The organism is Neopararhizobium haloflavum (assembly GCF_002750855.1).
Taxonomy (GTDB): Bacteria; Pseudomonadota; Alphaproteobacteria; order Rhizobiales; family Rhizobiaceae; genus Georhizobium; species Georhizobium haloflavum.
The window spans coordinates 375817-399839 of sequence record NZ_NWUC01000003.1; the positions used below are offsets into that span (position 1 = coordinate 375817).

The 24023-nt window shown below is 62.7% G+C and carries 21 protein-coding genes; 14 read left to right on the forward strand and 7 right to left on the reverse strand.

Annotation, left to right across the window (positions count from 1 at the left end; genetic code table 11):
* Positions 1-82: 82 nt before the first annotated feature.
* Entirely contained in the window at positions 83-1690 is a 1608-nt protein-coding gene (locus tag CN673_RS09460; RefSeq protein WP_099865993.1) for a fumarate hydratase, read from the reverse strand.
* Positions 1691-2227: 537 nt separating this feature from the next.
* Here CN673_RS09460 and CN673_RS09465 point away from each other — a divergent pair.
* Positions 2228-4135 carry a L,D-transpeptidase family protein gene (locus tag CN673_RS09465; protein ID WP_099865994.1) on the forward strand — a complete coding sequence of 636 codons (1908 nt, stop codon included), beginning with the start codon at positions 2228-2230 and terminating at the stop codon, positions 4133-4135.
* A 48-nt stretch (positions 4136-4183) separates the two neighbouring features.
* Here CN673_RS09465 and CN673_RS09470 read toward each other — a convergent pair whose 3' ends face one another.
* Positions 4184-4882: an HAD family hydrolase gene (locus CN673_RS09470; protein WP_099866134.1), complete on the reverse strand. Its 699-nt coding sequence runs from the start codon at positions 4880-4882 to the stop codon at positions 4184-4186.
* A gap of 217 nt (positions 4883-5099) precedes the next feature.
* Here CN673_RS09470 and rpiA point away from each other — a divergent pair, with 217 nt between their 5' ends.
* Positions 5100-5804: a ribose-5-phosphate isomerase RpiA gene (rpiA, locus tag CN673_RS09475; protein WP_099866135.1), complete on the forward strand. Its 705-nt coding sequence runs from the start codon at positions 5100-5102 to the stop codon at positions 5802-5804.
* A 13-nt stretch (positions 5805-5817) separates the two neighbouring features.
* Positions 5818-6423: a DUF2059 domain-containing protein gene (locus CN673_RS09480; RefSeq protein WP_099865995.1), complete on the forward strand. Its 606-nt coding sequence runs from the start codon at positions 5818-5820 to the stop codon at positions 6421-6423.
* Between the two features lie 73 nt (positions 6424-6496).
* Here CN673_RS09480 and CN673_RS09485 read toward each other — a convergent pair whose 3' ends face one another.
* The gene (locus tag CN673_RS09485; RefSeq protein WP_099865996.1) at positions 6497-7216 is read right to left on the reverse strand and encodes a DUF1428 domain-containing protein; all 720 of its coding nucleotides are present in this window, start codon (positions 7214-7216) and stop codon (positions 6497-6499) included.
* A gap of 162 nt (positions 7217-7378) precedes the next feature.
* Between CN673_RS09485 and gor the strand changes: the two genes are divergently transcribed.
* From gor to CN673_RS09500, 3 genes are all read left to right on the forward strand, one after another.
* On the forward strand, positions 7379-8773 hold the full coding sequence (gene gor / locus CN673_RS09490) for a glutathione-disulfide reductase (protein ID WP_099865997.1): 1395 nt from the start codon (positions 7379-7381) through the stop codon (positions 8771-8773).
* A complete protein-coding gene (locus tag CN673_RS09495; RefSeq protein WP_099865998.1) occupies positions 8770-9441 on the forward strand; it encodes a gamma-glutamylcyclotransferase in 672 nt (223 codons plus the stop codon). Before gor ends, CN673_RS09495 begins: the two co-directional genes overlap by 4 nt.
* A 110-nt stretch (positions 9442-9551) precedes the next feature.
* Entirely contained in the window at positions 9552-10928 is a 1377-nt protein-coding gene (locus CN673_RS09500; RefSeq protein ID WP_099866136.1) for a class II 3-deoxy-7-phosphoheptulonate synthase, read from the forward strand.
* Between the two features lie 30 nt (positions 10929-10958).
* Here the strand turns inward: CN673_RS09500 and CN673_RS09505 are convergent, their stop codons facing one another.
* Positions 10959-11612 (reverse strand): DsbA family oxidoreductase, encoded by a 654-nt coding sequence (locus CN673_RS09505; protein ID WP_099865999.1) that lies wholly within the window; start codon positions 11610-11612, stop codon positions 10959-10961.
* 31 nt (positions 11613-11643) lie between these two features.
* Positions 11644-13470, reverse strand: a complete 1827-nt coding sequence (locus CN673_RS09510) for an extracellular solute-binding protein (RefSeq protein ID WP_370853019.1) — start codon at positions 13468-13470, stop codon at positions 11644-11646.
* Positions 13471-13773: 303 nt separating this feature from the next.
* On the opposite strand from CN673_RS09510, the gene CN673_RS09515 reads away from it, so the two are divergent.
* The gene (locus CN673_RS09515) at positions 13774-14421 is read left to right on the forward strand and encodes an invasion associated locus B family protein (protein WP_099866138.1); all 648 of its coding nucleotides are present in this window, start codon (positions 13774-13776) and stop codon (positions 14419-14421) included.
* Positions 14422-14490: 69 nt separating this feature from the next.
* Here CN673_RS09515 and hspQ read toward each other — a convergent pair whose 3' ends face one another.
* The gene (hspQ, locus tag CN673_RS09520) at positions 14491-14820 is read right to left on the reverse strand and encodes a heat shock protein HspQ (protein ID WP_099866139.1); all 330 of its coding nucleotides are present in this window, start codon (positions 14818-14820) and stop codon (positions 14491-14493) included.
* Between the two features lie 137 nt (positions 14821-14957).
* Between hspQ and CN673_RS09525 the strand changes: the two genes are divergently transcribed.
* Positions 14958-15923 (forward strand): AEC family transporter, encoded by a 966-nt coding sequence (locus CN673_RS09525; protein ID WP_099866000.1) that lies wholly within the window; start codon positions 14958-14960, stop codon positions 15921-15923.
* A gap of 5 nt (positions 15924-15928) precedes the next feature.
* Here the strand turns inward: CN673_RS09525 and CN673_RS09530 are convergent, their stop codons facing one another.
* Positions 15929-17155 carry a UbiH/UbiF family hydroxylase gene (locus CN673_RS09530; RefSeq protein ID WP_099866001.1) on the reverse strand — a complete coding sequence of 409 codons (1227 nt, stop codon included), beginning with the start codon at positions 17153-17155 and terminating at the stop codon, positions 15929-15931.
* A 207-nt stretch (positions 17156-17362) separates the two neighbouring features.
* Between CN673_RS09530 and pcsA the strand changes: the two genes are divergently transcribed.
* The 6 genes from pcsA to CN673_RS09560 all read left to right on the forward strand — a co-directional run bounded on the left by pcsA (position 17363) and on the right by CN673_RS09560 (position 23979).
* Entirely contained in the window at positions 17363-18118 is a 756-nt protein-coding gene (gene pcsA, locus CN673_RS09535; protein WP_099866002.1) for a phosphatidylcholine synthase, read from the forward strand.
* A gap of 29 nt (positions 18119-18147) precedes the next feature.
* Entirely contained in the window at positions 18148-19125 is a 978-nt protein-coding gene (locus CN673_RS09540) for a quinone oxidoreductase family protein (RefSeq protein ID WP_099866003.1), read from the forward strand.
* Between the two features lie 91 nt (positions 19126-19216).
* Entirely contained in the window at positions 19217-20824 is a 1608-nt protein-coding gene (locus CN673_RS09545) for an ABC transporter ATP-binding protein (RefSeq protein ID WP_099866004.1), read from the forward strand.
* Positions 20814-21926 carry an ABC transporter permease gene (locus CN673_RS09550; protein WP_099866140.1) on the forward strand — a complete coding sequence of 371 codons (1113 nt, stop codon included), beginning with the start codon at positions 20814-20816 and terminating at the stop codon, positions 21924-21926. Before CN673_RS09545 ends, CN673_RS09550 begins: the two co-directional genes overlap by 11 nt.
* A complete protein-coding gene (locus tag CN673_RS09555; protein WP_099866005.1) occupies positions 21926-22846 on the forward strand; it encodes an ABC transporter permease in 921 nt (306 codons plus the stop codon). Before CN673_RS09550 ends, CN673_RS09555 begins: the two co-directional genes overlap by 1 nt.
* A gap of 56 nt (positions 22847-22902) precedes the next feature.
* Entirely contained in the window at positions 22903-23979 is a 1077-nt protein-coding gene (locus CN673_RS09560) for a BMP family ABC transporter substrate-binding protein (RefSeq protein ID WP_099866141.1), read from the forward strand.
* Positions 23980-24023 lie beyond the last annotated feature (44 nt).

Here is a 24023-nt window from a genome sequence, read left to right on the forward strand (position 1 = left end):
AAATCTAGGAGCAAAAGGTTCTCATTTCGTTTAACTTTTGCACTTCCTCATGTACGGCCAGGTCGCGGTGCGGTTGCCTTGGCTATCCCAGGTTGAGTTCCTTGAAGAAGTCGTTGCCCTTGTCGTCGATGACGATGAAGGCGGGGAAGTCCTCGACCTCGATCTTCCAGACCGCTTCCATGCCGAGCTCGGGATATTCCACCACCTCGACATGCTTGATGCAGTCCTGTGCGAGCCGTGCGGCGGGACCGCCGATCGAGCCGAGATAGAAGCCGCCGTGGCGACCGCAGGCATCGCGCACCGCCTTGGAGCGGTTGCCCTTGGCGAGCATGACCATCGAGCCCCCGAACGATTGGAACTGGTCGACATATGAATCCATACGTCCGGCGGTGGTCGGTCCGAATGAGCCCGAAGCAAAACCCTCCGGCGTCTTTGCGGGGCCGGCATAGTAGATCGGGTGATTCTTGAAATAGTCGGGCATCGGCTCGCCGGCCTCAAGCCGCTCGCGGATCTTGGCGTGCGCGATGTCGCGCGCCACAATGATCGGACCGCTCAGCGACAGCCGCGTCTTGACCGGATGGCGCGACAGTTCTGTGAGAATTTCCGACATCGGTTGATTGAGGTCGATCTTCACGACATCGCCGGAAAGCGCATCTTCGCCGATCTCCGGCATGAAGCGTGCCGGATTGGTTTCCAGCGCCTCGATGAAGATGCCGTCCCGACTAATGCGTCCCTTCGCCTGACGGTCGGCCGAGCAGGAAACGCCAAGCCCGATCGGAAGCGAGGCGCCATGGCGCGGCAGTCTGATGACGCGCACGTCATGGCAAAAATACTTGCCGCCGAACTGGGCGCCGACACCCATCTGCTGCGTCAGCTTGTGCACCTCCGCCTCCATCTCGAGGTCGCGGAACGCATGGCCGCTCTGCGAACCGGTCGTCGGCAATTCGTCGAGATAGCGCGTGGAGGCGAGTTTGACGGTCTTGAGGTTCATCTCCGCCGAGGTGCCACCGATCACGATGGCAAGGTGATAGGGCGGGCAGGCCGCGGTGCCGAGCGTCAGGATCTTTTCCTTGAGGAATTCGATCAGGCGGTCGTGCGTCAGCAGCGACGGCGTGCCCTGATAGAGAAACGTCTTGTTGGCCGAACCGCCGCCCTTGGCCACAAAAAGGAAATCGTAGCAGTCTTCCCCTTCCTCATAGATATCGATCTGTGCGGGCAGGTTGTTGCGCGTGTTCTTCTCCTCGAACATGGCGAGGGGAGCAAGTTGCGAATAGCGCAGGTTCTTCTTCTCGTAGGCGTCGAGAACGCCGCGCGCCAGAGCCTCGTAATCGCCGCCTTCCGTCCAGACCCGGCGGCCCTTCTTGGCCATGATGATGGCGGTGCCTGTGTCCTGGCACATCGGCAGCACACCGCCTGCGGCGATATTGGCGTTCTTCATGAGATCGTGGGCAACGAACCGGTCGTTCTCGGTCGCCTCCGGATCCTCGAGGATGTTGGCCAGCTGTTGCAGGTGGCCCGGACGCAGCAAGTGATTGATATCCGCAAAGGCTCGTTCGGAAAGAAGGCGCAGCGCTTCCGGTTCGACGGTCAGGACCTCCTGGCCGCGGAAGCGTTCGACGCCGACATGTGCGTCGCTGACCTTGCGGTAAGGGGTCTTGTCTTCGCCAAGCGGAAAGAGATCGTCTGCCATGCGCGCGGTCCTCGCTGCGGTTCCTCGGGAATGGCGATCGTTTAATGCGGTTGCCGAACCTTTGCAATTCGCGTCGAGGAGGGGTCGGGCAGTGCAAAACTGCCACGGCTGCTTCAAAATCCGCGATCCACGGCCCGCTCCGTTGCCTGCGGCCTTTGCCTGAAACTTCAGCTTGGTTACGATTTGTTTGCCATGACGGGTTTAGGGTCAGGAACCATAAATGCGATCGAAATGGCGTTCGACATGGCGAGAGATGCAATGAGAAGCGCGAAGGGCGGGGCCTTTGCCCCGGTCGAGGGCTTCGACGTTGCAGGTCGACGCCAGATCGAACGTCCTTCGGATCGAACCGATCTGCACGGACTGCGTTGTCGCGGGCATTTGAAAGGCCTCCAGCCTTTCTGCAGGCCCGCTCCGCGCATCCGCACCGATCAGGATCGACCATTTCGATCGTATTGATGGTTCCTGACCCCAGGGTCAGGCCAGTTCGTCGGTCGGCCCGTTGCCGACCCATCCGTGTTCGAGCCCAACGGAATTGACATGAATTCGATCAAGCGAGGATCCGTCGCCGCCCTGGCAACCCTTCTGGCTGCCGGCACCTTCGTCGTGCCGCCCGCACCGGCAGAAGCCCAGACGCTGATGGATCTGTTCCGCGGCGGTCCACGCATCGTGCGCGAACGCCAGAGCCCGCTGATCCGAAGCGAACCTGCGCCGGGTTACGAGCAGCACGTCAGCCCGCAGCGCGAGGCGGTTCGTGCCGAGCCGCAGCCCGTGGTCGCCGGACCCAAATACTATACCTACAAGGCCGAGGGCCTGACGACGGTGGATTTCGCTGCGCTGGCCGCGCCGTTGACGACCGGAGCGGTGGACAGTTCAGCTGCCACGCGCAGCGCTGTCGCCCCGTTCGTGCGCGCATTGCCTTATGTTTCGGACCTGCGCGTCGATGCGCTGGACGAGGTCGCGAGCGCTGTAGAGGCCCATTATGCAAAGGCCGCTGCGTTCATCTGGATCGACGAACGCGGGCCGAACGACCGCGCCCGCGCAGCGCTCAGCGTGCTGGAAGCGGCCGACAGCGTCGGTCTTGACGCCAGCGATTATCGTGTCGCGCCGCTGAAGCGCACGGGCGGGCAGGACGCCCGGATGCGCGATCGCATGCGCTTCGAGATGGACCTCTCGGTCAAGGCGCTGACCTACGTGCTCGACGCCACGCGCGGGCGCATCGATCCGAACAAGATTTCCGGCTATCACGACTTCAAGCGCAAGAGCGTCGATCTTGCAGCCGCAATGCGGGTCATCGCGCGGGTCGGCGATGTCGCGCATTATCTGGAGGCGCGCAGCCCGCGCCACGAGACATTCCAGGCGTTGAGCGCCGAATGGACCCGGCTGGCGGCCGAGGACGAGCGTGACGACCTCATCATCGTCGCCGAGGGCACGTTCATGCGCCCGGGCGGCGAGAGCGAAGAACTGCCGAATGTCGTCGCGGCGATTCGTGCGCGCGGTTCGGACAAGCTGAAGACCGACCATGCGCTGACCTTTGCCGACTACAAGGGCAGCCAGCGTTATGAGGGAGCGCTTGTCGAACTGGTCGAGGCGTTTCAGGAAGAGAACGGCTTGATGAGCGACGGCATCGTCGGTCGCAACACCGTGCTTGCGATGTCGCAGATGACCAACGCCGAGAAGCTGGAGAAGCTGGCCTTTTCCATGGAGCGGTTGCGCTGGCTCAACCGCGACCTTGGCGACCGTCACGTCCTGATCAACGCCGCTTCCTATCGCGTCTCCTATGTCGAGGATAACGAGGAAGCGCTGAACATGCGCGTCGTGGTCGGCACCAAGGCGAATCAGACATATTTCTTTCAGGACCAGATCGAGACGGTCGAATACAATCCCTATTGGGGCGTTCCACGCTCGATCATCGTCAACGAGATGCTTCCGAAACTCAGGCGCGATCCATCCTATCTCGATCGGCTGGGCTACGAGGTCACGACCCGTTCGGGCACGCAGGTCGCATCGAGTTCGGTCAACTGGTACGGCGTCGGCGCGAACGTGCCGTACAATGTGCGCCAACCTCCTGGCGCCTCGAACGCGCTTGGGGAGTTGAAGATCCTGTTTCCCAACTCGCACGCGATCTACATGCACGACACACCGGCCAAGGATCTCTTCGGCCGTGACAGTCGCGCGTACAGCCATGGTTGCGTCCGGCTGGAAGATCCCCGGGCGATGGCCGCCGCTATCCTCGGCTCGACCAAGGAGAATGTCGGCACGGAAATCGCGCAGGGCCGCAACAAGGCCGTCAAGGTCGAGGCGGACATCCCGGTCTATGTCGGCTATTTCACGGCTTGGCCGAACGCCGACGGCGGGATCGACTATTTCGGCGACGTCTACGAGCGAGACATGTATCTCAAGCGCGCCGAAGCAGCGACCGACGCGGCAAGGCACGCCGAAAGCTGAATGGGGGGCTGGAAGGGCGCATGGCGTGCCCTTCCATCATTCAACCGATCAGCAGGCCACCTGCCGGTCGAGGAGCTGCAGCACGAGCTCGGGCGTCAACTGGTCGAAGTGGTCGATGACGTGATCGGGCTTCAAGTCGTGGATTGGGACATCGGTGTAGCCGAACGGCACGCCGATGGAACGCACGCCCGCATCGCGCGCCGCCTCGATATCGTTGATCGAATCACCGATCATCACGGATCGCTCGGCAACGCCGCCGGCCTTTTCCACGGTGCCGAGGATGTGGCGGCCGTCGGGCTTGCGATAGGCGAGGCTGTCGCCGCCGACAATGGCGCGAAACCGCGGTGTAAGGCGGAGCGCATCGAGGAGCTGGCGTGACAGCGCCTCGGTCTTGTTGGTGCAGACCGCCATCGTGAAACCGGCCGCGTCGAAAAGGGCCATCGCATCGATGAGGCCGGGGAAGGGCTTGGACTTGCCGGGCATGCCCGCTTCATAGTGGTCGAGGAAGACCGCCAGGAGCCGGTCGTTCTCGGCTTGCGACAGCGGGGCGGCGCGCAGGGCAAAGGCGCGGCCGATCATCGCCCGCGCACCCTGGCCGACGAGATGGTCGAGATCGGAAAGCGCGATAGGCGCCATGCCGATGGTCCCGATGGTGTGATTGAGGCTGTCGAGCAGATCGTGTCCCGTATCGACCAGCGTTCCGTCGAGATCGAATATGACGAGCGGGTGAGGGTGGCGGAGGGTCATGGGCATCCTTCTTCCACAGACAAGGGCCGTCTTATAGATAACGCCGCCCGTCCGGTCCATCGCGCTTGCCCATGCCATGCTGATGGCCACAGCGGTCTTCACGCAGCGGCTCGACCAGCCTTTGAATGTGGGAACAGGCATGGTAACAGCACAGCCCGTCGCCGCGCCCTATCGAGCGTCGGCGGCCAATGCCGCGGAGCGGGGAGTTTGTGTGACGATGGATGCCAGGCAGATGAAGATCGAGGCGGCGCGTGCCGCCCTTGAGCATGTCGAGCATGGTATGCATCTTGGTATCGGCACGGGATCGACCGCCGAAGAATTCGTCAGGCTTCTCGCCGAAAAGGTTGCCGACGGGCTTGCCGTGAAGGGCGTTCCGACATCGGAGCGCACGGCGCGGCTGTGCGTCGAGCTCGGCGTTCCGCTCTTTTCCCTCGACGAACTGCCCGAGCTCGATCTGACCGTGGATGGCGCCGACGAGATCGATCACGAATTGCGGCTGATCAAGGGCGGCGGCGGGGCGCTTCTGCGCGAGAAGATCGTCGCGGCCGCGTCGACGCGAATGGTGGTCATCGCAGACCGGACCAAGCTGGTGGATGTTCTGGGGGCCTTCCCGCTGCCGATCGAAGTCAATCCGTTCGGTCTGACGGCAACGCGCATCGCCGTGGAGAAGGCGGCGGCGCGCCTCGGTCTGGGCGGCGACATCGCGTTGCGCGCGACCGACGGCGAGGCATTCGAAACCGATGGCGGTCACCACATTCTCGACGCATCTTTTGGCCGCATTCCGGATGCAGAAGCGCTTTCGGCGGCCCTTCACGCCATTCCGGGCGTGGTCGAACACGGATTATTCATCACTATGGCCCAGGTCGCGATCATTGCCGGCAACGGTGGGATCGAGGAACTGAGGCGTCAAGGCAACGAATAGGAGCTAGGTCAGAATGACTTTCGCAAGAAGTCTGAATCGCGCGTTCGGCGCCATCCTCATGTCGTCGGCAGTGCTGGTCGCCTCGTCGGCGCTGGCACAGGAGGAATTGAGCGACTCCCACCGCCAGGCTGCCCGCGAAGCGATCCGTGCTCTCGGCGCGACCGATCAGTTCGACATGATCCTGCCGCGCGCGGCCGACCAGTTGAAGAGCACGCTGATCCAGGCGACGCCGAATTTCGAGGAGGCGATCTCCGCAACCGTCGACGAAGTGGCAATCACGCTTGCAGGCCGCCGTTCGGACCTGGAGCGCGAGGCGGGTGCGATCTACGCACGCAACTTCACCGAGGAAGAACTGACGGCCATCACGGATTTCTACAACTCTCCGGCTGGCCAGAAGCTGCTCGAGAACGGATCCGTCGTCACGCGCGAATTGCTGCGCGCCGCGGAAATCTGGGCAAACGGCATCGCGCGCGATCTGGCTGTCGAAGCCGATTCCGCGCTGGAAGCGCGCCTTGGCGCGGAAGCACCGTCGAGCGCCGATGCGGGCATCGATCCGCAGACCGGCACGGCCGAAGGTGAGGCCCCGGCGGTCGAAGAACCCGCGACGCCTGCGCAGTAGTATCCGATCAGTCGGTTCGAGATGGAAAAGGGGCGGGTCATCGACCGGCCCCTTTTGCTGTCCGGCTCAGGTTTCAGCGATCGACCAGCGGCTGAAACCCGCCATAGATCATGCGCCGGCCATCGAACGGCATCGAGAGGGCGCCGGGCTGCATGCCGGGATCGGCCATGACCTTCTTCCATCCCTCGTCACGCGCGGCCTTGGATGGCCACTGCACCCACGAGAAGACGACGGCCTCGTCGGGTTCAGCCTTCACCGCGCCCTTGAAGTCGGTGATCTTGCCGTCCGGCACGTCGTCGGCCCAGCAATCGACGACGCGCGTGGCACCATGCGACTTGAAGATCGCCGCGGTCTTTCGCGCCATCGCCTCGTAGGCATCCTTGTTCTTCGTCGGTACGGCCAGCAGGGAACCGTCGACATAACCCATGTCTTTGCCATCATCTTCGTCGAGGATGGTGGTGAAGCCCCCATAGATCATGCGTTTGCCGTCAAATGGCATCGTCTCGCCCATGCCCTTCATGCGCGGGTCGTTCATCATCCTTTCGACCGCCTTCGTCCGCGCCTCGCGGGATGGATATTCGAACCAGGAAAAGACGACGACCTCATCGTCCTCAGCTTTCACGGCGCGGCGGAAATCGGTCAGCTTGCCCTCCGGCACATCGTCGCCCCAAGTCTCGACCATTCGGGTAACGCCAAATTCCTCGAACAAGGGCGCAGCCTCTTCCGCATGGCTGCGGTAGCGCTCCTTGTTGGCAGCCGGCACTGCGACCACGAACCCATCCACGTAAGCCATCGATCGTCTCCTCTGTGTGTTCCCAGCAAAAGAGTTGATATCAACATAAAGTGCCGTCGTCAAACGGCTCCAATGGCTGAGGGCATGGTACGGCAGGTTTCCTCCTTAGGCCGAAATGGTTTAAGAGGGCGGCAGTTCATCTCCCAGTCGGATCAGCAGTTCATGGCAAATTTTGACTACGATCTCTTCGTCATCGGCGGCGGATCGGGCGGCGTGCGCGCCGGACGTGTTGCAGCCTCGCTCGGCAAGAAGGTCGCGATCGCAGAGGAATACCGCTACGGCGGCACTTGCGTCATCCGAGGCTGCGTCCCGAAGAAACTGTTCGTCTACGCGTCGCATTTCAGCGAGAGCTTCGAGGATGCAGGAGGTTACGGCTGGACAGTCGACGCGCCGCGTTTCGACTGGCCGACGCTGATCGCCAACAAGGACCGCGAGATCGCGCGGCTCGAGGGCCTCTATAGAAAAGGCCTCGACAATGCCGGTGCGACGATCATCGACAGCCGGGCCGAACTCGTCGATGCCCATACGGTGGAGATCAAGCAGACGGGCGAGCGCGTCACCGCGGAAAGAATCCTTATCGCGGTTGGCGGATTTGCCAATCCCCACGCCGCGCTGCCAGGCCACGAACTGTGCATCACGTCCAACGAGGCGTTCCACCTCGAGACTTTGCCAAAATCGATCCTCATAGCCGGTGGCGGCTATATCGCGGTCGAGTTCGCCAATATTTTCCACGGGCTCGGTGTCGAGACGACCATTATCTACCGGGGCAAGGAGATTCTCGGCCGGTTCGACCACGACATGCGCAGTGGTTTGCACGAAGCCATGGAAGCCAAGGGGATCAAGGTGCTTTGCCAGGACGTCTTCTCAAGCATCGAACGCTCCGATGACGGCCGCCTCTCGGCGCACACCTCATCCGGCAAGGTGCTGAAGGCGGATCAGGTCATGCTGGCGCTTGGCCGCGATCCCAACACCAAGGGGTTGGGGCTGGAAGCCGCCGGGGTGGAGACCAATCACAAGGGGGCGATCGTCGTCGACGACTATTCGCGCACAAACGTCGACAACATCTTTGCCGTCGGCGACGTCACCGATCGGGTCCAACTGACGCCGGTCGCGATTCATGAAGCGATGTGCTTCGTCGAGACTGCTTTCAAGAACAATCCCACGAAACCCGACCATGATCTGATCGCGACAGCGGTGTTCTCGCAGCCGGAGATCGGCACTGTCGGCCTGAGCGAGGACGAGGCCGCCCGCTCGCACAAGGAACTTGAGATCTACCGGGCTCAGTTCCGGCCGATGAAACATACGCTTTCCGGCCGCCAGGAGCGCATGATCATGAAGATCGTGGTCGATGCGAAGGACCGAAAGGTGCTCGGCGTTCACATTCTCGGCCCTGAAGCGGGTGAGATGGCGCAGATCGTCGCGATCGCGCTCAAGGCGGGAGCGACGAAGGACGATTTCGACAGGACCATGGCGGTTCATCCGACCGCGTCGGAAGAGCTCGTGACGATGTATCGGCCAAGCTATCGCGTAAGAGACGGCGAACGGGTTGATCCATGAGCGCCCTGGTCGATAAAGCGCTTAAGGATGACTGGCGCCGCGAACGCGAGCGGCTGGCGACGGGCGGCGATCTCATCGCGTATTTCGGATATGGATCGCTCGTCAATCGCGACACGCTGCGCACCAAGATTGTAGGGGCCAGCGCCGCGCGTGTATCGGGCTGGCGCCGCGAATGGCAACCGCGACCCGATCTCACGCTCGATCCCGAGACGGCAATCCACGCATCGCTCCTGACGGCGCGCCGTGATGCGGCGGCGACGATCGATGGTCTTCTCGTCTTCGACCATATCGAGAATCTGCCGGCCGTCGATTTGCGGGAGAGCGATTATCAGCGATGCCTCGTGCCGCTCGACCGGCTCACACTTGTCGACGACACGGTCCCGGCGGGATGTCCCGTCTATATCTACGAAGCCGATCCGCCGGAGGACCAACAGTCGGTCTATCCGATCCTCCACTCTTATCTCGACGCGGTCCTGCAGGGCTTTTACCGCGAGCACGGAGAGGAGGGACTGCGCGCATTCATCGATGGCACGGCGAATTTCCAAACACCGATCCTGCGCGATCGGGACTGGCCGATCTATCCTCGCGCGGTAAGGCTGGCAGACGAGGAGCGCATTCTGATCGACACCTTGCTCGAAGCGCGCGGCGTGCGCTTCGTCGACCGCTGAGCCGCGCGACGAACACAGCGCTTCCGTAGAAGCCTGAAAGGCTCTATAAGCCCCGCTTCAATCGGATTGCAGAGTGGGAAAGCCCCCGGCACGACAGACAGGTGAACGTTATGGCGCAGACATGGAATCCCGGCAGCTGGAGAGACAAGCCTATCCTTCAGGTGCCCGCCTATCCCGACGCAGACGCGCTGCGGACGGCGGAGGCGCGGCTGGCTTCCTTTCCGCCACTGGTTTTTGCGGGTGAGGCGCGCAAGCTGAAGGCCTCTCTTGCCCGGGTCGCAGAGGGCGAGGCTTTCCTGCTTCAAGGCGGTGATTGCGCCGAGAGCTTTGCCGAACACGGCGCCGACAACATCCGCGATTTCTTCCGGGTGTTCCTGCAGATGGCCGTGGTGCTCACATTCGGCGCACAGCAGCCGGTGGTGAAGGTCGGGCGCATCGCCGGCCAGTTCGCAAAGCCGCGCTCGTCCGACAACGAGACGAAGGACGGTGTCACGCTGCCGTCCTATCGCGGCGACATCATCAACGGCATCGAATTCGATGAAGCCTCGCGCATCCCGAACCCGGAGCGCCAGATCATGGCTTACCGGCAATCGGCTGCGACACTGAACCTGCTGCGCGCTTTCGCGCAGGGCGGCTATGCCAATCTCGATAATGTCCACCAGTGGATGCTCGGTTTCGTCAAGGACAGTCCGCAGGCCGAGCGCTATCGCAAACTGGCCGATCGCATCTCCGAGACGATGGATTTCATGAAAGCGATCGGCATCGAATCGGAAAGCCACCCGTCGCTGCGCGAGACCGATTTCTTCACCAGCCACGAGGCGCTGCTTCTGGGTTACGAGGAGGCGATGACGCGGGTCGATTCCACATCCGGCGACTGGTACGCCACGTCCGGCCACATGATCTGGATCGGCGATCGCACCCGCCAGGCCGATCACGCCCACCTCGAATATTGCCGCGGCATCAAGAACCCGATCGGCCTGAAGTGCGGCCCGAGCCTCCAGCCGGACGATCTGCTTGGGTTGATCGATCTCCTGAACCCGGCCAACGAGCCCGGCCGGCTGACGCTGATCGCGCGCTTCGGTCACGACAAGGTCGCCGATCACCTGCCCAAGCTGATCCGCGCCGTGGAGAAGGAAGGGCGCAAGGTGGTCTGGTCCTGCGATCCGATGCATGGCAACACCATCACGCTCAACAACTACAAGACGCGCCCCTTCGAGCGGGTGCTGTCCGAAGTGGAAAGCTTCTTCCAGATCCACCGCGCCGAAGGCACCCATCCGGGCGGCATCCACATCGAGATGACGGGCAAGAACGTGACGGAGTGCACGGGCGGCGCGCGCGCCGTTTCGGCCGAGGACCTTTCGGATCGCTACCACACGCATTGCGACCCGCGCCTCAATGCCGACCAGGCTCTGGAGCTTGCATTCCTCGTTGCTGAACGCATGAAGGGCGGGCGTGACGATCAGACGAAGAAGGCGGTCAACGGCTGAAGGTTACGGCGGACCTGAAGCCGAGGTGCTTCAGGCCGCCTTTTGTCCCGCGACCTGATGGATCGCGTCCGCAAGGACATCGGCCGGCTGCGCGCCGCTCACAGCATATTTGCCGTCCAGAATGAAACAGGGCACGCCCTGAACGCCCATGCGCTGCGCACTGGCGATTTCCGCTTCGACGGATTGGCGGTCAAGGTCGCCCCTCAGTTTGGTCTCGATGACGGTTCGGTCGAGGCCGGCTTCCTCAGCGGCATCGGCGAGCACATCGTCGTCGCCGATTTGCGCTCCTTCAGTGAAATACCTGCGGAAGAGAATCTCTACGAGCCGATCCTGCGCGACACGGCCGACTTCTCCGGCCCATCGGATCATGCGATGAGCGTCGAGCGTATTGGCGGAAACGGTGATGGCGTCGAAATCGAATGGAATGGCTTCCAGGTCCCCGGCGCGGCGCACATTGGCATAGGCCTCGGCCGCTCGTTCGCTGCCGCCGAATTTGTCCTCCAGATAGCGCCGACGGTCCTTGCCTTCCTTGGGCAAGGTCGCATCGAGCTGAAATGGCCGCCAATTGACCTCGACGGCGACGTCCTCGCCGAGCATCTCGATCGCCTTTTCCAGCCGTCTCTTGCCGATATAGCACCAGGGGCACATGACGTCGGAGACGACGTCGATCCGGATTGTCTTCATGGGGCGCTCCCTTTTGGGCGGGACATTGGCGCTATTCGGCCCGCGCGTCCCACCAGGTCGACAATGTGTAACCGTATATAGGCGTTTCCTCCGGTCTTTGAATGTGCTTCCAGCGCGCCACCCACTGCTCTTCGACATGGTAGAGCGGGATCAGGTAATAGCCCGACAGCAGCACGCGATCGAAGGCCCTGACGGCTGCCTGGAAATCGTCTTCGCTGCGCGCATTTAGCATCGCGTCGATCATCGCGTCGATCGCCGGGTCTGCAGCGCCGGCGAAATTGAACGTGCCCTGCGGATCACGGGCGCGTGAATGCCAGCGCCAGATCTGCTCCGCGCCCGGCGACAGCGAGGAGGGATAGGACTTCATGATCACGTCGTAGTCATAGGCCAGACTGCGCTGCTGATACTGAGCATCGTCCACGGTGCGGATGCGCATGACGATGCCGAGGGATGCCAGCGTGCGCTGATAGGCGAGGGCAAGCTTTTCCTGGCCCTCGTTCTGCGTCATGATTTCGAACGTGAGCTGCCGGCCGTTTTCGTCGACCATGCGCCCGCCCTCGATCCGGTAACCCGCTTCGCGCAGGATATCGAACGCTTCACGCTGGATTTTGCGGTCGCGTCCCGCACCGCTGGTGTGGGGCAACCTGTAGGTGCCATCCATGATGTCGGGCAAGACGGCATCGGGATAGGGCGCGAGAAGTGCGTGTTCCTTCTCCCCGGCCGGGCGGTCGAGGCTGGAGAGCACCGAGCCCTGCCAATAGCTCTGCGTGCGGGTGTATGCCTCGTTGAAAAGGGTCCTGTTGGCCCATTCAAAATCGAACAGCATGGTCAGCGCGCGGCGCACCTGGCGGTCTTCGAAAACGTCCCGGCGCGTGTTGAAGACGAAGCCGAGCATGCCGGATGGTAGCTCTGGCCGGAACTCGTCCTTGATGACGTCGCCCTGATGGACGGCGGGAAAATCATAGGACCGGGCCCATGCCGTCGGGCTGCCCTCCGGAAAGACGTCGAACAGCCCCTTCTTGAACGCTTCGAACTGGGAACTGGCCGAAAGGAAATATTCGACCGTGATCTCGTCGAAATTGTCGTGCCCGCGTTTGACGGGCAGGTCTTTTGCCCAATAATCGGGATCGCGCTCGTAGGTGATACGCTCGCCGGGCCGAATCTCGCCGACGACATAGGGACCCGAGCCGATCGGCGGCTTCAGGCTCGACCGATCGAAGGTTTCCGCATCCGTGGCGTGTTCGGGAAGAATGGGGACGCTGGCGATCAGGAGCGGCAACTCGCGATTGGCATCCTCGGTGAAGGTGAAGCGCACGCTGTCGGCATCGACCTTCTCCATCGTCTCGACCAGGTCGAGGCGGTTGCTGTAGGGCGGGCGACCCTTTTCAGCCAGGAGCTCGAAGGTGAAGACGACGTCATCCGCCGTCACCGGCTCTCCGTCCGAGAACCGCGCATTGGGGTTGATGTTGAACTGGATGTAGCTGCGCTGATCGTCCCATTCGACCGTTTCGGCGAGCAGGCCATAAAGCGTGAACGGCTCGTCGCGTGAACGATGCATCAGCGATTCAAAGACGAGGTTGCCGTATTCCTGATCGATCACGCCGCGTGCCGTCGTTCGCATGGACTGCAGGATGAACGGGTTCAGACTGTCGAACGTGCCGACGACGCCATAGGCGATGCTGCCACCCTTCGGCGCATCCGGATTGACATAGGGAAAATGGTCAAAATCCGGCCCGAGAGCCGGCTTCCCATGCATGGCGATGGCATGTACGGGCTCTGAAGCGGCGGCAAGCGTCGGGTCCACGGCAGCAAGGGCGATGGCAAGGCATAGCGGCATTCGGAACTGGGCGACTTGCATCCGGTCTCGTCTATCAGAAAATGCAGGGATCGATTCGCGCAAACCGTATCATGAGCGTCGCTCCTGCGCGCAGACAATGGCATCAGCCGGGCAGTTGCTGTCAAAATGCCGTGTTGGTGGTGGATATCCGGCGCATTTGCGCGTATGCGAGGGCCATGCGACCGGGCGGGGATCGGTGAGGGCGTTGGGTCATCCTAATGCCGCAATTCGCCGACAGGAGACGCCCAACGCACGAGGGTCCGTGCACGGCGGCATTCATCGCCTCAGGGCCATATGAAGTTTGATCAGGAGACGAACAAGCCAATGACTGACCGTAACGCACATCACCGGACCACCCGCGCCAGCCGTGGCCTGTTCCTGGCGGCGCTGGTGGGCGCGAGCGCCATGGGCGGAGCGGCCTTCGCCCAGCAAGCCGGCGGCCAGCCGTCGGGCGCGCCGGAAGGCTGGTTCAAGGCCTGCACCCAGCAAGCCGACAACGACGTCTGCGTGGTCCAGAACATCGTGGCTGCCTCGAACGGCCAGCTGTTGACCGCGGTCGGCCTGATTTCGGTGGAAGGGTCGACCAATCAGCGCGTGCTGCAGGTCTCGGTGCCCTCCGCACGGATGATTCAGCCCGGCATCAACATGCAGGTCGATGGCGGCCAGGCAACGAAGCTCGACTTCGCCGTCTGCATGCCCGACAAGTGCGTGGCCGAGGTTCCGCTGAACGACCAGATGGTCAGTTCCTTCAAGCGTGGCGGCGAGGTCGTCTTCACCTCCGTCAACTATCAGCGTGCGCCGAACCCGATCAGCATCTCGCTGTCCGGTTTCACCGAAGCCTTCGACGGCGAAGCGATGGCCCAGTCCGAGCTCGAAGAGCGCCAGCGCGTGCTGCAGGAGGAGATGCAGCGCAAGGCCTCCGAGGCCCGCCAGCGTCTGGAAGATGCGCAGGAACGCGCCAAGGCGGAATAGTTTATTCCTGATGGATGATGTCGATCGGGCCCGGCAGCAATGCCGGGCCCGATCGCGTTTCAGACCCGGTCAGTGGCCCATCGGCGCGCGCGGGCGGTAAAGGCCATCTTCCGGACCGCTGAAGACCTGCTTGACCTGCGGATGGCGGATCGGCTGATCGCTGTCGTCCGGCACGAGGTTCTGTTCGGAGACGTAGGCGACGTACTCGGTTTCCGCGTTCTCGGCGAAGAGGTGGTAGAACGGCTGGTCCTTGCTGGGACGCACCGCTTCGGGGATGGCGTTCCACCATTCCTCGGTGTTGTCGAACTCCGGATCGACGTCGAAGATGACACCCCGGAACGGATAGATCCGGTGGCGCACGATCTGGCCGATGCTGAATTTCGCGGCTCTGTGCTTCATGGCGTATTCCCTTTCCTTGCCAAGATGGGCCGGCTGGTGGGTCTCGGCAAGGGCCGTGCGTCTTGACGTTGCGCGAGCGGCCTCATAGGGCATACGGGTTGCATCCTCACGGCCCGCCCTGAAAGCTCGATCCGCGCATGGCTGAAGTTTCCGGTCTCGTCCTGCCATTTTTCGGATTGATTCTGCTTGGCTATGTCACGGCCAGGATCACCAGGCAGCCCGAAGAAGCGCTTGGCTGGCTCAACACCTTCATCATCTACCTCGCGCTGCCCGCGCTGTTCTTCAAGCTGCTGGCACAAACGCCGATGGAGGAATTGACCCGCTGGGACTTCGTGGCAACCAATATCGGCGTCACGTTCTCGATCTTCGCCCTGATCTTCGCGGTCGGCATTGCCGTGCGGCGCGCAGCCATTGCCGAAGCAACGATCCAAGGACTTGCCGGAGCCTATGGCAATATCGGCTATATGGGCCCCGGCCTGGCCATCCTCGCGTTCGGAGAGCGGGCCGCCGTTCCCGTTGCCCTGATCTTCTGCTTCGAGAACATCATGCATTTCACGCTGGCGCCGACGCTGATGGCGATTTCCGGCGGCAGCGGCCAGCGCGTGGGCGGCGTGGTCGTCGACATCGTCCGCAAGATCGTCTTTCATCCCTTCATCATCGCCACGGCGATGGGCGTTCTGGCGGCGTGGGCAACCATCGAACTGCCGCAACCGGCCACACGTCTTGTCGATTACCTGGCGCAGGCCGCCGCGCCCTGCGCGCTTTTTGCCATGGGCGTGACGCTCGCCCTTCGGCCCTTGAAACGCGTGCCGGTGGAGTTGAGCTATATCGTCCCGATCAAGCTGCTGGTTCACCCGTTGGCCATGTACCTGGCGCTGAGCTGGGTGGGCGATTTCTCTGCGTCCTGGGCCTTCACCGCAGTCCTGCTCGCCGCGCTGCCGACGGCGACGAACGTCTTCGTGCTCGCCCAGCAATACGGCGTGTGGATCGAACGCGCCTCGGCGACGATCCTCGTCACCACGTTCCTGTCGGTCCTGACCGTCGCCGCGCTGCTCTACGGCATCACAAGCGGCCACATCCCCGCCGATCTCTTTCCGGGCTGACCAGTCTATCGGCTTGAGCGGTGTCGCTCGCCGCTTTTGCCCCGAACGCTGCGCGCCAGATCGCGCAGGCCGCTGCCTGGTCGCATGCCCTCCCGAATGGCAAAGCCGCGCAAGGGGTTGGACGATGACAGCAGCGACAGACCCGTGGCACGGGCAAGGTGTACGGGAAGGAAATGCGTCAGCAGCGACCGGTTGAGGATGTCGACGGCCGTCGTGCGGGTGCGGATATCGCTTCGTCGCGCCCGGTCGTAGCTCTCGACGGTCCGACGCACCCCATCGGGCGAACCAAGGTCGAGACGAATGTCCAGGAGGGCGATCACGTCGCGCATTCCAAGATTGAGGCCCTGGGCCCCGATCGGCGGGAAGACATGACCCGCTTCGCCGACCAGGACGACCGGCCCACGTCCGAACGCGCTTGCCGCCATGCCGGAGAGCGGGAACTGCTGCAAAGGGCTGTCAACTTCTATGGCGCCGAGCATGGAGTGCATCTGCGCCTCGATCGCGCGGTTGAGTGCCGGGCGATCCAGCATCTCCATGCGATTGGCGGCGTCCGGCGCGAGCACCCAGACGAGGCTTGAGCGGTCGCCGGGAAGGGGAACCTGGGTGAACGGCCCGCTCTCCAGATGAAACTCGTTCGACGTCGCCTCGTGTGGGACGCTGTGCGCAAAGGTCAGGACGATCGCCGACTGCGGATAGGACCAGGTGCGTGCCTTGATGCCGACGGCTTCGCGTGCAAGGGAGCGCCGGCCGTCTGCCGCGACGATCATCGAAGCGGTGATGCTCTGGCCATCTGCAAGGTCGAGCCTGGTGGGGCTCGCCTGCACATCGATGGTGTCGGCGCTCTGCTCGAACAGCGTGATCGCACCATTGGCAGCGACGGCCGAATGAAGGGCCCGCGTCAGTGCGGCGTTGGGAATGTTGTAGCCGAACGCAGCCTCGCCGATCTCGCTGGCGTGGAAAGACACCGTTGGCGAACGGATGAGACGATCGCTGCCGTCGATCAGCCGCATCGTGCGCAAAGGGGCCGATTGCTCGGCGACGGCCTGCCAGACGCCAAGACGGGTCAGCAGTTCGATCGCCGGCAGCATCAGCGCCGTCGTGCGGCCATCTGCCTTGCCCGCCGGTGGCGCGAGAAGGGCAACGGCATGCCCCGAACGGGAAAGCGCGAGCGCCGCCGTGAGACCGGCCAAACCGCCACCGATGACGGCGATATCGAATGTCCGCGATGTCATCGATGCGCGCTCCCGCAATGACGGAACTGCCAAAGCTTGTGTGGTGCATCATCGTGAGCGGGCGATGAAGAGCCGGTGTACCAACAAATCTGTGAAGCCATGTGTCTTTTTCGTCGGTTGTTCTAGGAAAGCAGCGAAAGGTCGGGCAATCGTGGTCCCGCCGCGGGCGCATTGCCTGCATCTTTTCCCTTCGATACCGTCACTTTCATGAACATTCTAAGACCGCTTGGCACCAAACTCTACAGCTATCGCCGGCTTCCCTATGCGGAAATTCGGGCGTTCTCGGTGCACATCCTGACGGCATCGGGTGCCTACCTTGCCTTTCTCGCTGTCGTCGCGGCGGCCGAAGAGCGCTTCGTGGCCATGTTCTGGTGGCTCGGTTTTGCGCTTCTCGTCGATGGCATAGATGGCCCGATCGCTCGGAAGCTCAAGGTCAAGGAAGTCCTGCCGACCTGGTCCGGCGAGCAACTGGACAATGTGATCGACTATGTGACCTACGTCCTGATCCCGGCGTTTGCGCTCTATCAGAGCGGCATGATCGGAGAAATCATGTCATTCGTCTGCGCCGCGCTCATCGTCATATCGAGTGCGATCTACTACGCGAACATGGGGATGAAGACGGCGGAGAACTTCTTCTCCGGCTTTCCGGTGTGTTGGAACATGCTGGTTTTCACGCTCTTTGCCATCAACGCATCCGAGTGGACGGCGATGATCGTCGTATTCCTCGCCGTGTTCTTCACCTTCCTGCCGATATATTTCCTGCACCCGGTGCGCGTCGTGAGGCTGCGGACACTGAACCTGACGGTCTTTTTCGCCTGGTGCATCTTCTCCGGAATCTCGCTGCTGATGAACTTCGATAGCCCCGCATGGCTTGCGGTTCTGATCAGCGTCACCGGCCTGTACCTCGCGGTGATCGGCGGCGTGCTTCAACTGTTTCCAAAGCTTGGCGCAAGAAGAGCTTGAAATCATAGAATAGAAGGAAGGCGGGTTGTATGGCCAAGGCAATCGTTGTTCGCGAGCACGGCGGACCGGAAGTTCTGAAACTTGAAGACGTACAATGCGCCGAACCGGGTCCCGGCGAAGCAAAGGTACGGCAGGCTGCCATTGGCCTTAACTTCATCGACATCTATTTCCGAACCGGCTTCTATCCCGCACCGAACGGGTTGCCGTTGACGCCGGGCGGCGAGGGTGCCGGGGAAATCGTGTCGGTTGGTGAGGGCGTGAAACACCTCAGACCCGGCGATCGCGTCGCTTACGCAATCAATGTCGGCGCCTATGCCGAGGAGAGACTGATCCCGGCCGACAGGCTCGTGAAGGTGCCCGACGAAGTGTCGCTGGAAACCGCCGCGGCGATGATGCTGAAGGGCATGACGGTGGAATATCTTCTGAACCGGACCTTCCCGGTGAAGAAGGGCGATACCGTTCTCTTCCATGCCGCCGCCGGCGGCGTCGGGCTGATCGCCGGGCAGTGGGCCAAGTCGATCGGCGCGACGATCATCGGCACGGTCGGCTCGAAGGAGAAGGCGGGTCTGGCGATAAAGGCCGGCTATGATCACATCATCAACTACCGGGAAAGCGACTTCGTCGACGAGGTGAGGGCGATCACCGGTGGGCGCGGCGTCGACGTCGTTTACGACTCGGTCGGCAAGGACACCTTTCCCGCATCGCTCGATTGCATCCGCCCGCGCGGCATGTGGGTGAGCTTCGGGCAATCCTCCGGACCGGCCGTACCGCTCGACATCAACCTATTGTCGAAGAAGGGCTCGCTCTACGCGACGCGGCCAACGCTTTTTGCCTACGTCGCCGCGCGCGAGGAACTGGAGGCTTCGGCAGCGGCTCTGTTTGACAAAGTGCGCGCCGGCGAAGTGACCATCGCCATCAACCAGCGCTATCGCCTTGCGGATGCTGCGCAGGCCCACCGTGACCTGGAAGCGAGGAAAACAACGGGGACGACGCTGTTGATCCCTTGAATTCAGCGCGCGATTGGTGAACTGATGAGCATGCGCGAAATATGCCTAATGCTTGGTCGCTCTCGCGCCAGTTCGGGTATTCCATTGCGTCATGCCATTTCAGGATAGAGTTCACGTGCAGGCGAGTGCGACGAGTGAAGGCGATCGCCTGCTTGCATTGCAGGAACTGACGAAGACGTTCGGTTCGCTGCGAGCATGCGATGGCGTCGACCTCGATATCCGCCCGGGCGAAATCCATGCGCTGCTTGGCGAGAACGGCGCCGGGAAGTCGACTCTGGTCAAGATGCTGTTCGGCGTTCTGGCCCCGGATGGCGGTGAGATTCGGTGGAAGGGTAGCCCGGTCGCCATAACCAGCCCGTTCGAAGCCAGACAACTCGGCATCGGCATGGTCTTCCAGCATTTTTCGCTGTTCGAGGCGCTGACGGTCGCCGAGAACATCGCGTTATCGCTCGACGAGACGGTGTCGATCGCCCGGATCGCTGACGAGGCCCGGTCCCTGTCGCAGGCCTACGGCCTGCCGCTCGACCCTTTCGCTCATGTCGCGGACCTCTCCGTTGGCGAGCGCCAGCGCATCGAGATCGTGCGCACGCTGCTGCAGAAGCCGGAACTCATCATCCTCGACGAGCCGACCTCGGTGCTGACGCCGCAGGAAGCCGATCGTCTGTTCGAGACGCTGGAGACCCTGCGGGGCGAAGGCAAATCAATCCTCTATATCAGCCACCGGCTCGACGAGGTGCGCCGCATCTGCGACCGCGCGACGGTGCTTCGACATGGCAAGGTCGTCGCTGCCTGCGACCCGCGCGCCGAAACCGTCGCCTCGCTCGCCGGCCTCATGGTGGGTGGGGAGGTCGCGACGGTGACGAATTCTCCCAATGCGGGCACGGACCAGGCTCTGCTTGAGGTGGCGCATTTGTCCCTGCCGTCACGCTCACCCTTCGCTGTCACGCTGCGCGATATCGACCTGACGGTTCGTCGCGGCGAGGTGCTGGCGATCGCGGGTGTCGCGGGGAACGGCCAGAGCGAACTGTTCGACGCTCTGTCGGGCGAGGTACTGGCCGGAACGCCCGATGTCATCCGGATTGGCGGCGCGGCGGTCGGTCAGAAGGGTATCACGCAGCGCCGGCTGCTCGGCGCCGGCTTCGTGCCGGAAGAACGACACGGCCACGGTGCCGTTTCGCAGATGCGGCTTTCCGACAATATGGTTCTCGCCCGGCACCGTTCCGATGCGGGGACGTTCCTTGCCGGTGGGATTCTGAAGGTGCTCAAGCGCGGGGCGATCGCCAAGGCCGCGGCGCGGGTGGTGGACGCCATGGATGTGCGCAAGTCCGGCGACGATCCCCACGCCTCGGCGCTCTCAGGCGGCAATCTGCAGAAATTCATCGTCGGCCGAGAACTCGACAGGAAGCCTGTGCTCCTCGTGGTCAACCAGCCGACCTGGGGTGTCGATGCCGGCGCGGCGAGCCGGATACGTCAGGCGCTCGTTGATCTCGCCCGTTCCGGTTCGGCGGTGCTCGTCATCAGCCAGGATCTCGACGAAATCTTCGAGGTCGCGCATCGAATCGCCGTCATCCATCACGGCCGATTGAGCGCGCCAGAACCGGCCGCATCCATGTCGCGCGAGCGCATCGGACTTTTGATGGGCGGAGCTGCGCCGGATGGCGCGTCGCCGGGGCCAGGGGAGGCTGCGGATGCGCATTGAACTGGAAAAGCGTCCGGAACGCTCCAAGCTGTTTTCGATCCTGTCGCCCTTCATTGCGCTTGGCCTGACATTGATCGCCGGCGCGATCCTGTTTCTTTCGCTCGGCAAGAATCCGGTCGAGGCGCTGTTCTTCTTCTTCATCGATCCGCTGCTCTACGGCTGGTCGTTGCACGAGCTCGCCGTCAAGGCTGCACCGCTCATCCTGATCGCCGTCGGCCTTTCGGTCTGCTTTCGCTCCAACAACTGGAATATCGGAGCGGAGGGCCAGTTCGTCATGGGCGCCGTCGCTGGCTCCGTGATCCCGGTCGTCTTCCACGAGTGGCAGTCGCTACTGGTGCTGCCGCTGATGATGATCTCGGCCATGCTGGGCGGTGCGGCCTATGCCGCCATTCCGGCGCTTCTCAAGGCGCGGCTGAACACCAACGAGATCCTCTCCAGCTTGATGCTGGTCTATGTTGCGCAGCTATTTCTCGACTGGCTGGTGCGTGGACCGTGGCGCAATCCGGAAGGCTTCAACTTCCCCGAGACGCGAAACTTCAACGCCTCGGCCATCCTGCCGGAGATCGTCGACGGCGGGCGTGCCCATTTTGGGCTCGTTTTCGCGATCATCGCCGCGCTGCTTACCTGGTTTATGATGCGTCACACGCTCAAGGGTTTCGAGATCGCGGTGCTTGGACAATCCCAGCGGGCAGGGCGTTTCGCCGGATTTTCGGCCGCGCGCATGGTCATTTTCGCCTTTCTCTTCTCTGGCGCGCTGGCGGGGCTGGCGGGGATATCGGAGGTGTCCGGCGCGATCGGGCAACTTCGTCCCGTCATATCACCCGGCTACGGATTTACGGCCATCATTGTCGCCTTTCTCGGCCGCCTCAATCCGCTCGGCATCGTCGCCGCGGGGCTGGTCCTGGCACTGACATATCTCGGCGGTGAGGCCGCGCAGATTTCCATCGGCGTGTCGGACAAGGTGGCGCGTCTGTTCCAGGGCGCGCTCCTTTTCTTCGTGCTGGCCTGCGACACGCTCATTCACTACCGCATTCGCATTCGAAGACCGGCCGCTGCCGGCTCTGCGATCGCTGATGCGCGGCCCCAGGCGGAGACGAACTGATGGGTCTTTTCGAGGCGATCCTCTTCTCGGTGATGACCGCAGCGACGCCGCTGGTGCTGGCTGCGATAGGCGAACTGGTCGTCGAGCGATCCGGGGTCCTCAATCTCGGCGTCGAGGGCATGATGATCATGGGCGCCGTCGTTGCCTTTGCCGGCGCACAGCTCTCCGGATCGGCCTTCGTCGGCGTCCTTTGCGGTCTCCTCGCCGGTGCGGCGTTCTCGCTGCTCTTCGGTTTCCTGACGCTGACGCTGGTGGCCAATCAGGTTGCCACCGGACTGGCATTGACCATTCTCGGACTCGGGCTTTCTGGGATGATCGGCGAACGGTTCATCGGCCTGCCGGGCGTGCGTCTTCCGGTGCTGAATGTTCCGGGCCTCAGCGATGTCCCGATCGTCGGCCGGGTGCTCTTCGGCCAGGACCTTCTGTTCTATCTGTCCATCGCGCTGGTCGTCGGGGTCGCGTGGTTCCTTTTCCGCACGCGGGCGGGCCTGAAGCTGCGCGCCATCGGCGACAATCACGGCTCGGCCCATGCGCTTGGCGTGCCGGTCATTCGCACCCGCTACCTCGCCGTTCTCTTCGGCGGGGCATGCGCCGGGCTCGCGGGCGCGCATCTGTCTCTCGTCTATACGCCGCAATGGGTGGAGAACATGTCGGCCGGCCGCGGCTGGATCGCGTTGGCGCTCGTGGTCTTTGCATCCTGGCGGCCATGGCGTCTATTGGCCGGCGCCTATCTCTTCGGCGCGGTGTCGATCGGACAGCTCCACGCACAGGCCCTCGGTATCGGCATTCCATCGCAGTTCATGTCGATGCTGCCCTATCTTGCGACGATCCTCGTTCTCGTGCTGATCTCGATGGATCGCCGCCTGACACTCATCAACCGGCCCGCCTCGCTCGCACAGCCATTCGTGCCGGAACGGTGACAATGAAGAACCATGCCCGGATTTCGCTTCAACACATCAAAACGCAAGGGGAAACCATGAAGAAGACCATTCTCGCTCTGGCCGCGACGGCCAGCATGTTCGCCATGGCCGCGCCCGCGCAGGCACAGATGGGTCAGGTGAAGGCCTGCTTCATCTATGTCGGCCCGATCGGGGATTTCGGCTGGTCCTACCAGCACGACCAGGGCCGTCTTTATGTCGAGGAACAGCTCGGCGACAAGGTTGAGACCGCTTACCTGGAAAGCGTGCCGGAAGGTGCTGATGCGGAACGCGCGATCGAGCGCTTCGCCCGCTCAGGCTGCAACATCATCTTCACCACGTCGTTCGGCTACATGGACGCGACCAACGCCGTGGCCGAACGCTATCCGGACATCAAGTTCGAGCATGCAACCGGCTACAAGCGCGAGCATCCGAACGTCGCGACCTACGATTCCCGGTTCTATCAGGGCCGCTACATCATCGGGCAGATCGCCGCGGAGATGTCGGAGACCGGCTCGGCCGGCTACATCGGCTCGTTCCCGATCCCCGAGGTCGTGCAGGGCATCAATGCCTTCCTGCTCGGCGCGCAGTCGATCAACCCCGATTTCGAACTCAAGATCGTCTGGGTCAATTCATGGTTCGATCCTGGCCGGGAAGCAGATGCGGCCCGGGCGCTGATCGACCAGGGCGTCGACATCCTGACACAGCACACCGACTCAACCGGGCCGATGCAGGTGGCTGCCGAGCGCGGCATCTACGCTTTCGGCCAGGCTTCCGACATGGCCGAGTTTGGCCCGGAAACCCAATTGACCTCGATCGTCGATGACTGGGGCCCGTATTATCTGGAGCGCATCCAGGCCGTTCTGGACGGCACCTGGGAACAGACCGAGACCTGGGCCGGACTTGCCGAAGGACATGTCGTGATGGCGGAATACGCCAACATGCCCGACGAGGTGAAGGCCCAGGCCGAAGCGACCGAGGCCAGCATCGAATCCGGCGAGTTCCATCCCTTCACCGGCCCGATCAACAAGCAGGACGGCAGTGAATGGCTGGCCGACGGCGCCGTGGCCGAAGACAGCGAATTGCGCAGTCTCAATTTCTACGTCGAGGGCGTTGACGACGAACTGCCGCAATAAGCGGAGCGCCTGGAAGACAGACATTTCCCATGACTCAAAGAACC